Here is a 14,707-nt window from a genome sequence, read left to right on the forward strand (position 1 = left end):
CCCCCATCACCCCCGCGACAACATCCGCAGCACCGCCGGCACTACCACAAAACAAGCCACCAGCGTCAATCCCAAGCCAAGCGTCATCACCAACCCCAAACCCACCATCCCCCGATGGCTTGCGATCAATAACGACCCGAAACCAATCAAAGTCAGCAACCCCGTCACCCCGATCGACCACCCCGTCCCGTCCGTCAACCCCGGGTACCGTGCATGCGGCCGCAGCTTGTACCGATGCAACAAGTGCACACCCGAGTCCACACCCACCCCAAACAAAAGCGGCAAACCGATCACACTCGCAGGCGTCAACGGGACATCAAACACCACCAGCACCGCCCCACCCACCAGCGCACCGAACATCACCGGCAGCATCGCCAACAACCCATAAACCAGCGACCGCAGATCAAGCACCACCACCACAAACACCGCCACCAGCGAAACCAACCCCGCCCACACATAAGCCCGCTGAATCAAACGCCCCGACTCATACACCTGCACAATCACACCCGTCGCCGACGGGTCAACACCCCGCACCGCCCCAATGAACCCAGGCAGAAACCCAGGATCCAACGCGTTCGTCACCCCCTCCGGCAACCTCGGATACACCTCGATCGCATACCCGCTCCCATCCAAAGCCACCGCCCGATCCCGCAACACCGCCGGCAATTCCTCCACCCCCAGGGGCCTCGGGCTCGTCGCCCGCTCAATCTCACGAGCAATCCGCCCCCGCCAATCGTTCAGATCACGACCCAACGCCAGCGTCCGCACCGCACGCTCATCCGTATCAAGCCCACCCGTCACCTCCGACCACCTCCCCGCCGCCGACAGCACCGCACGCCCCCACACCGAATCACCATCGAACGAAGCCAGCGTCGCCACCGTCGCCACCCACTGATCCACCTCCGCAAAACCAGCCTCCGGATCCTCCGAGATCAACGGCCCCGGCTCACCCAACCCATCCAGCACCACCCGCCGCGCCAGCAGCTGCGCCTTCCGCCGATCCGCGTCCTCCCGAAACAGCACCCCCACCCCGCCAAGCTCACCCACCTCTGCCACTCCCCGAAGCGCCCGCACCCGAGCCCCTGCCTCCTCCACCGACCCGACCCGCGACACCGCATACCAGACCGTCCGCTCACCATCCCGGATGATCCGACGCTGCCAATCCACCGACTCCACCTCGGCCGGCAGCAGCTTCAGCAGGTCATAGTCAAAGCGAAGCCCCGAGGAAGCCACATACGCCGACCCCACCACAACCACCCCGCCCAAAAAAGCCACCACCCCAGCCACCCTCGAAAGCCCGCGCTGCCCCTCCCGAATCGACCCCGACCGATGCCGCGACAACCCCGCCAGATGATGACGCGACCACCACAACATCCCTGGCAGCAAAACCAGCGTCGCCACCAACGCCAGCAGAACACCCGAGCACGCGATCAAACCCATCTCCGCCACACCCGTGAAATCCGTCAGCGCCGTCGTCGCAAAAGCCAGCGAGGTCGTCAGCCCACCCGTCACCAGCCCCGGACCCGCCGACCGAAAAGCCGACACCAGCGCCCGCTCAAAACGCTTCTCCCCAATCGCCTGATCCCCGGGCAGCCGACGCGCCAGCGACGACATCAGATGAACCCCGAAATCAGCACCCAGCCCCAGCAGAATCGCCGCAAAGACCACGCTGATCACCTGCAGATGACCGATCGCCACCGTCGTAAACCCGAACGACCACGCCATCGTCACGCCAAGCGTGACCAGCAGCGCACCCGGCAGCACCACACCCCGATAAGCCACCACCAACACAACCACCACCAGCACCGCCGCCAACACACTCGACCGCGTCGCATCCGCCACCGCCGCGTCCGTCTCGTCTGACTCAATCGCCTCGATCCCCGTCAGCCCCATCTGCACCCCAGGCAGCGCCGCCCGCACCGCCTCGATCTCCGATCGAATCAAACCGATCGCCTTCTCGTACGGCGCTAAAGAGCCCGCCTCCGCCAACGGACGCACCGCCATCAACAGCAAACGACCATTCTCCGTCGCAAAGTACCCTCCATCCGCCGAAGCCAACCGCTCAAACAACCCAAGCGACCGATCCGCCGCCATCACATACCGATCCGCCAGCGCCTCCACCAGCCGCGCCAGTTGCAACCCCTCAGCCTCTCCCACACCACCACCCACCCCATCCCCAAGCAGCAAGAGCCCTTGCAACGACCCAGCCCTCAGCACCCCCAACCCGACATCCAGACCAGCAAGCCCCTCCTCCCACGCCTCCTCTCCCGCGATCCGTAGCAACCGCGGATCCGCCTCCCCCGCACGCACCCGCCACTGCGCCGAGGCCGTCAATGGATCATCCAGCAGCCGATACCCCAGCAGATCAATCGCCGCCCGCGCCATCGACGCCGAAGCCGACGTCACCCGCCCATCCGCATCAGCCGTATCCACCACCACCAGCAGATCACCCCCCTGCCCGAACGCCTCCCGCCAAGCCAGAAACCGCTGATTCCAGTCCAGCTCCGGATTCAACAGCGCATTGCGATCCGGCTGAAACCCGAGCCCCGACACCGCCACCACCACACACACCACCGCCAGCAACACGCAAACAACCAGGTTCACCACCCGATGCCGAAACGACCACCGCGCCAACGCCCCCAACAACCGATCACGCCACAACTCATGCATCCCCGGATCCTAGCCGACATGCCAGCACCACCCCGCTAACCGACATCAATCAACTCGATCGCATCCCCCATCTGCTGCTTCAACACCTTCCGAAGCATCGCATGCTCAGGCAGACGCAGACTCGGATCCGCCGCGATCATCGCCTTCGCATCCCGAGCCGTCAGCCGAAGCAACGGCTCATCCTCTGGCAGCCGTGCCACCCGCAGCGGGGACGCCCCCGCCTGTCGCGTGCCATAAAACTCACCCATCCCCCGAATCGCCAGATCACGCTCCGCTATCTCAAACCCGTCCGTCGTCGCCACCATCGCCGCCATACGCTCCGCCGACGACTCCGTCCCCGTCGTCGCCACCAGATGACACACGCAGGCCGTCTCCCCACGCTTCCGCCCGATCCGACCCCGCAGCTGATGCAGCTGCGCCAACCCAAAACGCTCCGCCTGCTCGATCACCATCCAACCCGCATCCGGCACATCCACCCCCACCTCGATCACCGTCGTCGCCACCAGCACCCGACTCTTGCCCCCAACAAACCGCTCCATCGCCGAACGCCGCTGCTCCGTACTCATCCGACCATGCGCCACCTCCACGCCATACGCCCCCAACGGCCCGTTCATCAATTGCCGCGCCCGCGCCTCCACCCCCTTCACATCCGCCTGACCCTCACCCCCCTCCCGATCATCAATCGTCGGCAGCACCACAAACCCCGGCTCGCCGCCCTCCACCCGAGCCAGCACATCCGCCAGCACCGCCCCTATCTGATCAGGCGAGCTCAACCGCGTCTCCACCGGCCGCCGCCCCGCCGGCCGTTCAGCAATCGTCGACACCTCCAGATCACCAAATAGCGTCAACGCCAGCGTCCTCGGAATAGGCGTCGCCGTCATCACCAGCTGATGAGGCACATGCAGCTTCTTCAGCACCCCGCCCTTCGACGCCCCAGAGGCCACCCGCCGAAGATGCCCACGCTGCTTCACCCCAAACCGGTGCTGCTCATCAATCACCACTAGCGCCATCCGATCCGTCAGACCCTCACGGTTCAACAGCGCCTGCGTCCCCACCAGCAACCGCGGACGATCCTCCGTCAACACAGGCGTCTCCGCCCCCGCCATCACCAGGTCCACCGGCAGATCAGCGTCCCTCAGCAGCTCGCACAAATGCCCGTAGTGCTGCGTCGCCAGCACCTCCGTCGGCGCCATCAACGCCGACGACCACCCACCCGAAGCCGCCAGCAACATCGCGTACACCGCCACCAGCGTCTTACCCGCCCCCACGTCTCCCTGCAGCAACCGATTCATCGGCACCCCACGCCCCATGTCCGCCGCCAACGCCGACACCGCCTCATCCTGAGCAGCCGTCAACGTAAACGGCAGCCGCGCCCGAATCCGCCCATCCACCCGCTCCGACATCGCCAGCACCGGAGCCTCATGGTGCTCCCGCACATAAGCCTTCTTGAGCTGAATCCCCAGCTGCAACAGCAGCAACTCGTTGTATGCCAGCCGCCGCCTCGCCGACAGCTGCTCATCCTCCGAGGCCGGCAGATGAATCATCCGAAACGCCTCCGCCAGGCCCGACAGCGCCTGACGCTTCCGCAACTCCTCGGGCAGCGGGTCCTCCAGCTGCTCCGCCGCCCACCCAAGCGTCCGCCGCACATGACCCCAGATCCGATCCGAGCTCAACCCCTCCGTCGTCGGATAGATCGACCGCCAAAGCGGGCCCGTCGCCTCATCCCCACCACTCCTTTCATCCTCAGCCAATACCTTCCAGCGCGGGTTCACCATCTCCATCATCCCATCCACCCGCCGAACCTTCCCCGAGACCGACACCCGAACACCAGGCGGCATCCGATCCCTCAGAAAAGGGCTGTTGAACCAGATCACCCGCATCACCCCCGTCTCATCCTCCAGCACCGCCTCAAACCGCCCCTTGCTCCGCCCCCAGCCCCCACTCACCCACCGCGACCTCGCCACCATCCCCGCCGTCGAACACGCCTGACCCGGCACCAACCCCTCAATAGACGCATCATCAGGCCGCTTCTCATACCGACTCGGATAATGCCGCAGCAGATCCGCCACCGACCGGATCCCCAGCCGCTCATACCCCGCCGCCAACGTCGCATTCATGTACGGCGCATCACCAATCGCCATCGACAACCGCGGCCCCGTCGCCGTCCGAGATGCTGAACCCGTACTCACCCACGCATCATAAGTCACTTACCCGCAAGGCAAGCCCGAGGCGACCCATCCCATGCAGTAACTCGCCGAGCCGAGACGTGTCGGCTCGGGCATAGATCAACAACCATCAGACAAAAACAAAACCCACCCATAAAACAAGCCCGCGACCAGGGGTCACGGGCTTGCGAGAGACAAACTTGAGTCGGCCGTCAGGCCGAAGGCATTTAGCCGCGGCGGCGAGCGAGGCCAGCCAGGCCGAGAGCCAGAAGAGCGGCAGAAGCGGGCTCAGGAACGAGCGTCACTTCAATCTCAGCCTGCTTCTTCTTGATGATCGCCGAGGCACCAGCACCGCTGGCAGCCGAGAGCGTGTTGTCAAAGGTGATGTCAACGCCCGTCACGTTGCCGGTGATGCCGTTGTCGGCAGCCAGCTGGGCGATATCAACCGTCAGATTGCCGGTCCAGACCACACCGATCGACAGGCCGTCGGTACCGAGGTCATAGACGCCGGAGCCGGGAGCAATGAACAGGTCGGTGATCAGCTCAGGACCATCAACCGCCACACCATCAACCTCGATGATATCGATGAAGACGGGAGCCGAGACGCTCGCCAGTGCGAAGGCACCGGGAACACCGATGAGGGTGTAGTCACCGGCCTCGTTGATGGTGATCGTGTCAATGCCAATACCGGCATTGCTGGTCACCTGCGTACGAAGCTGGGCATCAACGATGTCCGACGAGGGAACGCCGTTGTTGGCTTCAGCACCAAAGGTGATCGGGGTGAAGATCAAAGCGTCGTCGGCCGTGGTCGGGGCACCCAGCAGGGGCAGCGGGCTCGAGGACGATTCGGTGACCTGCTCAAAGGTCACGTTCGTGCTGACGAAGTCGCCGTAATTCAGCGAAGCAGCGTCAACGGCGGCCACCGCAAAGGTGGTCGTCAGAAGTCCAGCGGTCAGGGTCTTGAAATTCATCATGACTGTCTCTCCTCCTCGCCAGTTGGCGAAGAATTAATGGTTCATCTAAACAACCAGCCCATCCATCGCTGGTCGCAGACATATCCAAGTATACGGCTAGTCCGAGTTCGTGCAACGTCCACAAGCCAAGTCTTGCGATTTTCTCACGAAGTTCACCAGAATCACCGAGGGACACCCCTAACCAATCCTTATATTTTATCTAAATTAACAACCGTAGCTGTCACGCGAGACCATCGACGGCACAAAAAAAGCGTCCCGCCGGAGCAGGACGCTTCTCAAAATCAATAACCTCGAGCCGAAGCCCGGAGAGGTGTCGTTCAGGCCTTCCGGCGAAGAACCGCCGCCAGACCCAGGCCCAGCAGAGCCGCCGAAGCCGGCTCAGGAATGTCACCCTCGTCGATCGTGGTCACTTCGATCACCACGCCGTCGGCGTCCTTCTTCTTGATGAAGGACGACGCACCCTGCGAGGTCGTCGCCAGCGTGTTGTTCAACGTGATGTAAGCCGCCGTCACAGCCTGGCCCTCAAACTCGGTACCCGTCAGCAGACCAAGCAGATCGATCTGGATCGAACCCGTAAAAATACCGTTCACAACGCCACCGGCAGCCGGAAGCAGGAACTCGCCGCCACTGGGCGTAAATACGAGGCTGTCCTGGCCGCTAGGGCCATCAACCGCTACGCCACCCACCTCGGTGATCTGGTAGTAAATCGGAGCCGCAACCGCCGCGTAAGCAAACGAGCCGGGAGCACCGATCAGCGTGTAGTCACCAGCCTCCGTCAGCTCAAACGTGCTCAGGCTCTGGGTCGGATCATTCACCGTCAGCGTGAACGCCAGCTGCGAGTCCGTAATGTCCGAGAGCGTCGAAGCACCGTCGGTAGACGACTCAAACGAATTCGGGCTGAAATTAAGCGAATTGCCCAGAACCGTCGGGGCATCAAACAGCGCCAGCGGGTCGGTGTCCGAACCCTCGGTCACGTCGTGATAGGTCACGTCCGTGCCCACAAAGGTGCCGTAGTTCTGAGTGGCAGCCGAAGCCGTGGCAGCCGTGCCAAAGCCGAGGGCCAGGGTGAAAAGCAAGCTGGACTTCTTCATCTCGTGCATCTCCCGCGCCTGTAAAGGTGCTAAAGCGGTTTCTCCGAACACTCCCTCCCAGACTAGGACAAGATACGCCACGTATCCGCCCTATGCAAGGATATCGAACCATAGATCGTACGGAATTTAGAATAAACAGGGACTTTGGGCCCCCGTTTGGGCCTTTTGACCAACTTCAAACACAAAAAAATCAGCGAACGGGGCTCATTTTCCGTTGACCGTCAGCCGAACCTCCGACATCTGAACCGGACTCGCCGCCAGCCAACCCGGATCCAGATGCAGCACCTCACCCTGCCGATCCACCTGGCCAAAACTCAACACCCCCGTCGGACACGACTGCACACACGCCGAACAACGCACGCACTCCACGTCCTGCATCGGACGCCCCTTGTTCGCGAAATTCATGATGTCGATGCCCTGATGGCACACAGAGGTACACACGTTGCACGAAATACACTTCTTCTTATGGGACACGATCGCGAACCGGCTGAACTTCGCATAAACATGCATCAACGCCGCTAGCGGGCACGCAAACCGGCACCACACACGCCCCGAAAAGTGAAAATACAGCCCGAAACCCAGAATCCCCGCCCAGAGCAGGTCCACAAACCACGCGTAATTCAGCCCCGGCAACGCCGAGCTGTACGCCGATGGCCCCAGCAAAAAGGCATACCACGCCCCCGCCCAGGAAGCACCCGTCGCCCACTCAACCACCCGCAGACCCAGAATCAGCAGCGCCACCACCAGGAACACCTGCCCGATCATGTTCATCTTGTTCCAGAACGGGCCGTGCGGCATCTTGTGACGGTGCGTATCGCCTAGCGTCTCAGCCATCGCCCCGCACGAACACACCCACCCGCAGTAAACACCCTTCCCATAGAAATAGATCGCCACCGGGATCAGCACGAACGTCTGCACCAGACTGATGACCAGCCAGCCCCATAAAGGCTGCTCAGTAAACACATTCCAGATGAAAAGCGGCCACGCCAGAATCAGCCCGAACGCCCGCCAGTACTCCCGACCATGCGGGTCATAAGCCACCTCCGGGAACAACTGGTCCGCAAACCACTTCCCGAACCCGCCGTCATACCAACCCAGGTGCCCCAGCCACGGAAAGATCAGATAAGGCAGCAAAAACAGCGGAACACACTGAATCAGCATCAGACTCGTCGTCTGAACCGTGATGTAAGGCGTCTTCCGACGACCAATCCGGCGTAGCCCGAAAATCACGATCAGCGTGCAGTAAAGCAGCGAATACCAGAAACCCGGTGCCGAACCCGTAGCCCCCTCAACCCCCGCCGCCGAAAGCTTCAACGTCCCCAGCAACGTCGTCGGATCCGAAAACACCTCCGACCACGACACCAGCCAAGGCCCCAGGTTGTGCGGGAACCACCCGTTCTTCTCAAAAGACTCCGCCAACGGCAGCCACGTCCCCGGCTTCTTCCACTGATAGAAGAACGTGAACAACCCCAGCATCAACAACAGACTCACCCACCACCACGCCCCCCGATCCCCCGCCACCTTCACACCCGACTTCCTGAAGAAATCCAGCGGCGGCTCTCGCCCAATCATCGGGAACACCGCATCGTTGTCGATCGTCCGATCCTGACCCTCAGAGTCCGTAATCACCACCGCATCGTCAGCAATCTCTTTCACCCGGCTGCCCATCAGAAGCGTGACCGAGCCCTTGGCCCCCTCCGGCCGCATCGTGTGATCCGCCGCCGTCGTCACCCGCTCCGAACTCGGATGATCCACCCCCACCGCCGCCTCCGGGTTCTCCGCCAACGCCTGCAATTTCTCGATGTTCTCAGGCTTCGGCCGCGAAAACTCGGGCTTCCGATAGCTAAGCGTCACATCCGCCCCGCAAGCCCCCAACGCAATCGCCGCCTCCATCGCCGAATCCCCACCACCCACAATGAGCACCTTCTGCCCACAAAAATCCTTCGGGTCGTGCAGCCGATTGTAAACCTTGTCCTTCTTCTCGCCCGGCACCCCCAGCTTGCGGAAGTTCCCCGACCGCCCGATACCCACGATCACCCGATGCGCCCGCACCCCATCTTGGCCCGGAATCACCAGCTCGAACCCCTTGCCCTTCCGCTTCACATACTCAATCCGCGCCTTGATCGGCTCCACCCCGTCACCCAGCGTCTGCTCATGCAGATCCTCCAGCAGCCCCTCCTTCACCTCCGACTTCTCGTGAAACTGCAGGTCCCCAGCCGGCGTCATCTCCGTCGGGTACGTGAAGATCGGCTTGCCCTTCGGAAAGTTCACGATCGTCGAATACGGCTCCGACGCCTCAAACAGCTTGAAACTCAGACCCAGCTTCCGAGCCTCCAACGCCGCCGCGAACCCCGACACCCCCCCACCGATGATCGCCACATCCACCACCTCCGGATCACTCAGATCACGGCCCTTGAACCCGCTCTCCTCAGCGATCGTCCGCACCGCCCGCGTCCCCGTATCCGCCGAGAACTTCAGAAGCGGGATCCCCGTCAGATCGCCCACCACATACAACCCCGCCACGTTCGTCGAGCCGTCAGGCTGCACCACCGGCAGCTTCTCAACCGTCCCCGCGGGCCACATCCCATGAAGCCAGTGGTAATACCCTGAAACCAGTCCAACCATCCGATCCAACCCTTCACGCACCAACGTGCGAAAACCAAACCACAGGCAGCACACCCCCGCTCGACAACCCCCAGTTCAGCCTTCCCGCCTCAAAAAACCCCGAAAATCACTCCTGAGCGTTCAACGCCCAGCTGTAGTCCACATAATCCACCCGAGGCCGCCGGCCCGCCTCCAACGCCCGCTTCAAATCAGGCATGTACCTCGCCGCATAAGCCTCCACAGACCCCGCCTCCGCCACAAAATCCTCGCCATACCACTCGTACAGCTTCGTCAGCGTCAAGCGACGCCGACGATCATCATACTTGGCCCACCTCTGATCGGAATGACTCAAACGGGTCGCCAGCTCCATCTGCTCATCCAACGCCTCCCCCGTATACGCAAACCGCCGCAGGAGCGGGCAGCTCTCCGCCGCACACACCAGCACAAAGTGAATCCGCGCATCATTAAACACCGGCCGGATCAGCTCATGCTCGATCTGATTCAGGCTATACGTCCCCCCAGCCACCACCCAGCGCTCATGATCCCACCGCCGCCCCTCCGGAATCTCCATGATCGAGCCCAACTCACCACCCCGGTAATGCTCCGTGATCAGCTTCAGCGTGAACGCGTTGTAAGCATTAATAAGTAGCGCCAGGTGCTCCGCCTCCGACAGCCGCTCCACATCCACCCGCCCAAGCATCCTGATGTAAGCATCCAGCCCACCCACATCCCGAGCCAGTCCCCCGTAATCCACCAGCCCCTCCTTATCAACATACGCCTTCAGAATCGCATCAAACGCCGAGTGATCCACCGCCGTCCCCCCAGCCTCCGACGCCAAACCCCGCGCCGCCCCCAGCGGACTCCCGCCAGCCACCCCCCAAACCCCCACCAGCACCAAGCAAACCGCCAACCACACAACACCAAACCGCAGCTCTCGCATCACAAACACTCACCCAGGCGGCATGGCCTGTTAAGAAGAGAATAACACCCCCAATTCCGATCCCATTCCCATCCGCCCCGAAAAATCTCGCCCGTAGCCAACACCCCCACGCGCTAAGATGGGCCCATGCGCGAACAACCGTTCCAACTCGTCTCCGAATTCCAACCCATGGGCGACCAGCCCGCCGCCATCGACGCCCTCACCGCCGGCGTCGAAGCCGGCGAGCCCTACCAGACCCTCCTCGGCGCCACCGGAACCGGCAAAACCTTCACGATGGCCAACGTCATCGCCCGAACCAACAAACCCACCCTCATCATCTCCCATAACAAAACCCTCGCCGCCCAGCTCTACGAAGAGATGAAGGAACTCTTCCCCAACAACGCCGTCTCCTACTTCGTCTCCTACTACGACTACTACCAGCCCGAAGCCTACATCCCCCAACGCGACATCTATATAGAAAAAGACTCCTCCCGAAACGACGACCTCGACCGCCTCCGCATGGCCGCCTCCTCCAACCTCGTCTCACGATCCGACGCCATCGTCGTCGCCTCCGTCTCTTGCATCTTCGGACTCGGCTCACCCGACGCCTTCAAGAACGCCGTCGTCAGCCTCTCCGTCGGACAGATGCTCCCCCGCCAGGACTTCCTCCGCGCCCTCACCGACCTCCAGTACACCCGCTCCGAATACGAACTCAAGCGTGGCGGATTCCGCGTCCGAGGCGACGTCATCGAACTCATCCCCGCCTCCGAAGAATTCGCCTACCGCATCGAGCTCTTCGGCGACGAAATCGAATCACTCGCCCTCATCCACCCCACCTCAGGCGAACTCCTCGCCGAAGAACAACACCTCCACGTCTTCCCCGCCGTCAACTACGTCATGCCCGAGGAAAAACTCGCCTCCGCCCTCGACGCCATCAAGGAAGAACTCGACCGCCGCGTCATGCAGCTCCGCTCCGAAGGCAAACTCCTCGAAGCCCAAAGACTCCTCGCTCGTACCAAGTACGACCTCGAGATGATGGAGGAAGTCGGCTACTGCTCAGGCGTCGAAAACTACTCCCGACACCTCGACGGACGACCCGCAGGCACCAAACCCTACACCCTCCTCGACTACTTCCCACCCGACGACTGGCTCATGGTCATCGACGAGTCCCACGTCACCCTCCCGCAGATGCAGGCCATGTACAACGGCGACCAGGCCCGCAAGCGCGTCCTCGTCGACCACGGCTTCCGACTCCCCTCCGCCCTCGACAACCGACCCCTCAAATTCGAAGAGATCGAAAAAACCTGGAACCAGGTCCTCTTCGTCTCCGCCACACCCGGACCCTACGAACTCGACAAAACCCAGGGCCAGGTCGTCGAACAGATCATCCGACCCACCGGACTCGTCGACCCCGTCATCGAAGTCCGACCCGCCGCCGGACAGGTCCCCGACCTCCTCGAGATGGTCCAGCAGCGCAAAGCCGCCGGCGAGAGAGTCATCGTCACCACCCTCACCAAACGACTCGCCGAAGACCTCGCCTCCTTCCTCGCCGGACAGGACATCAACTGCCGATACCTCCACTCCGAAATCGACACCCTCGATCGCGTCGTCATCCTCCGCGAACTCCGCGAAGGCGAGTTCGACGTCCTCGTCGGCGTCAACCTCCTCCGCGAAGGACTCGACCTCCCCGAAGTCTCACTCGTCGCCATCATGGACGCCGACAAAACCGGCTTCCTCCGATCACCCACCAGCCTCATCCAGCAGATCGGCCGAGCCGCCCGAAACGAAAACGCCTTCGTCGTCCTCTACGGCGACGAAGTCACCCCCGCCATGCAGGAAGCCATCGACGAAACCGAACGACGACGAGCCAAGCAACTCGCCTACAACCAGCAACACAACATCACCCCCAGAACCATCAGGAAAGCCATCCGCAAAGGGATCGAAGTCGAACTCCGCGCCCGCCGAACCGCCCGCCAACTCATGGCCGATGGCGGCGAAGAAAAAGAAATCGACCGCGAAGAACTCCTCGCCGACCTACAGAAACAGATGTACACCGCCGCCGAATCCCTCGAATTCGAAAAAGCCGCCAACATCCGCGACAAAATCAAACAAATCAAAGAAACCCCCAACCTCACCCGCCTCCCCGCCGACGAAAAAACCCCAAGAAAAGCCAAACCCGGCACCCCCGGCACCAGAGTCCTCAAACGCGGCAAAAAGAAGAAGACCTCGTTCTAAAAGTTAATACAAATATACCGTTCAATACGCCTCAAGATGAGTTATATAGATCAGGTCCGGACGACGACCATCAAAATAGATCGTGAATCACTTACCGCCATCATGCCAACTACGTAGATATTTAAACATGCGACGCTCCAGAATTAGTCTGGCCAATTGAATCAACGAGTTGATGAAACTGAAACTAGCCAAACACTTGATTCAACTGGCAACCGTGCTTGCGATTCTAACGCCTCTGACCTTTAGTCACTATGAAGGGCACCTCCGTGTAGGAGATAGGACTTTCCGCATCACGTACATCGTCGATCTCGAGAGATCCCCTGCGTGGTTAGCCGCACCCCAAGCAAGCTATGAAGTAATTCGCAACACGTTTGAAGATTTGCCTCTGGTACAACCCTCAACATACGAGATAAAACAGGTCCATAGGTGGGATCGGACATTTCTAGATGTCGCACCCTTGATGATTCCGATTGGCTTAGCTGCAGCTACCGTTCATTTCACGACGAAATCGCATTTGCGCAGTAGCTTTATGCATTTCATCGCCTGGGTTGGCTTAGGGCTGACTGCGAGTGCAAGCCTATGCGTGGTCACATACTTGGTGGTTGGTGGATGGGGACCACCATTGCCAGTAGCGTTTGCTCTCTTAGGCATAGCCATAGGCACAACCACAGCTTTAGCGACCTGGCGACGCCGCACAATGATGTGCAAGACAACGAAAGGCCAACCAATGTCTGACCAGACCAAAGAAATCAAAGACCGCGTAGACGCCAAACGCAAGCGCGTCGAAGCCAAAATCCACGAACTAAAAGCCGACGGCCGCGAAGAAAACCGCAAGCAGGCCGACCAACTGCAAAAACAGCTCAACGACGCGATGCAAGCCGTCCAGAACGGCTACGACAACCTCAAGGAAGACACCGCAGCAGCACTCAACAACTGGCTAAAAGACTGAGCCCCCGCAGGACCACGTACTGGACAGACGCGCGTAGGACAATGTCGATTCAGACACTGACGAACACCCCTCCGCGACGCCACCAGAATAGACGCCTTCTACAGTATCGTCACCCGGCTTTACGTCCCTATCCTCATCCTCCTCCGAAGAAACTGCGACATCCCAATCCTCAAACCAAACCCTTGACCCAATCAAACAATGAGATAAACTCAGTAGCAGTACCAACATGCGGGCAACCCGCCCGCGCACTGAGGAAGGGAAAAGAGATGTCAACCCGCCGTATCCCCGCCGTCGCCGCCCTCCTGGCAGCCACCACCCTCTCAGCCGCCCACGCCAACCTCGTCCAGTTCGACGACTTCGCCGACACCACCGGCCTCACCCTCAACGGCAGCGCCACCACCACCAACACCGCCGACGGCACCGTCCTCCGTCTCACACCCGCCGCCTCAGGACGAGGCGGGTCCGTCTTCAGCTCAACCACCGTCGACGCCGATGAGTTTGCCACCTTCTTCAAGTTCCGCATCACAGAGCCGGGCGGCGCCACCTTCGACAACAACAACGAACCCGGAGCCGACGGCATCGTTTTCGTCGTCCAGTCCATCAGCAACTCACAGGGCAGCTCAGGCGGCGGCATCGGTTACGCCGGCATCGGCCAGTCCGTAGGCGTCGAGTTCGACACCTGGGGCAACAACAGCCTCAACGACCCCAGCCAATCCCACGCCGGCATCATCACCAACGGTGACGTCAACCACGGCCCCGGCTCACCCTTCACCGTCAGCCAGTCCTCCCCCGAATGGGACGACGGCGACATCTTCAACGTCTGGATCGACTACGACGGCGACGACCTCAAAGTCAACTGGTCCACCAACAACATCCCCAGACCCGCCACCCCCCAACTCGCCCGCGCCATCGACATCCCCGCCCTCCTCGGCCAACAAACCGGCTTCGTCGGCTTCACCGCCGGCACCGGCTCCGCCTGGGCCAACCACGACATCCTCGAGTGGCGCTACACCCCCACCATCCCCGAACCCACCACCGCCGCCCTACTCCTGACCGCCGCAGCCCTCACATTATCTCGGCGTCGATAAACCAAGCACTCT

Annotated in this window: 9 protein-coding genes; 3 read left to right on the forward strand and 6 right to left on the reverse strand. The window is 61.4% G+C overall.

Annotated elements, in window-relative coordinates:
* Positions 1-6: 6 nt before the first annotated feature.
* From ACQZAB_RS00560 to ACQZAB_RS00585, 6 genes are all read right to left on the reverse strand, one after another.
* Complete coding sequence (locus tag ACQZAB_RS00560) at positions 7-2,670, reverse strand: MMPL family transporter (RefSeq protein ID WP_428386235.1); 2,664 nt, start codon at positions 2,668-2,670, stop codon at positions 7-9.
* Positions 2,671-2,705: 35 nt separating this feature from the next.
* A complete protein-coding gene (locus ACQZAB_RS00565; RefSeq protein ID WP_428386236.1) occupies positions 2,706-4,859 on the reverse strand; it encodes an ATP-dependent DNA helicase RecG in 2,154 nt (717 codons plus the stop codon).
* A gap of 203 nt (positions 4,860-5,062) precedes the next feature.
* Entirely contained in the window at positions 5,063-5,809 is a 747-nt protein-coding gene (locus ACQZAB_RS00570; protein WP_428386237.1) for a PEP-CTERM sorting domain-containing protein, read from the reverse strand.
* 317 nt (positions 5,810-6,126) lie between these two features.
* Positions 6,127-6,900: a PEP-CTERM sorting domain-containing protein gene (locus ACQZAB_RS00575; RefSeq protein ID WP_428386238.1), complete on the reverse strand. Its 774-nt coding sequence runs from the start codon at positions 6,898-6,900 to the stop codon at positions 6,127-6,129.
* 204 nt (positions 6,901-7,104) lie between these two features.
* Positions 7,105-9,525: an NAD(P)-binding domain-containing protein gene (locus ACQZAB_RS00580; RefSeq protein ID WP_428386239.1), complete on the reverse strand. Its 2,421-nt coding sequence runs from the start codon at positions 9,523-9,525 to the stop codon at positions 7,105-7,107.
* Between the two features lie 106 nt (positions 9,526-9,631).
* The gene (locus ACQZAB_RS00585) at positions 9,632-10,444 is read right to left on the reverse strand and encodes a DUF547 domain-containing protein (protein WP_428390117.1); all 813 of its coding nucleotides are present in this window, start codon (positions 10,442-10,444) and stop codon (positions 9,632-9,634) included.
* A 126-nt stretch (positions 10,445-10,570) separates the two neighbouring features.
* Between ACQZAB_RS00585 and uvrB the strand changes: the two genes are divergently transcribed.
* The 3 genes from uvrB (at position 10,571) to ACQZAB_RS00600 (ending at position 14,695) form a co-directional block, all read left to right on the forward strand.
* Positions 10,571-12,658 (forward strand): excinuclease ABC subunit UvrB, encoded by a 2,088-nt coding sequence (uvrB, locus tag ACQZAB_RS00590; RefSeq protein ID WP_428386240.1) that lies wholly within the window; start codon positions 10,571-10,573, stop codon positions 12,656-12,658.
* 172 nt (positions 12,659-12,830) lie between these two features.
* Positions 12,831-13,607, forward strand: coding sequence for a hypothetical protein (locus ACQZAB_RS00595; RefSeq protein WP_428386241.1), 777 nt, complete (start codon positions 12,831-12,833; stop codon positions 13,605-13,607).
* Positions 13,608-13,873: 266 nt separating this feature from the next.
* Positions 13,874-14,695: an L-type lectin-domain containing protein gene (locus tag ACQZAB_RS00600; protein ID WP_428386242.1), complete on the forward strand. Its 822-nt coding sequence runs from the start codon at positions 13,874-13,876 to the stop codon at positions 14,693-14,695.
* Positions 14,696-14,707 lie beyond the last annotated feature (12 nt).

Origin of the sequence: Mucisphaera sp. (assembly GCF_965279675.1) — a bacterium.
In the GTDB taxonomy this organism is placed as follows: domain Bacteria; phylum Planctomycetota; class Phycisphaerae; order Phycisphaerales; family Phycisphaeraceae; genus Mucisphaera.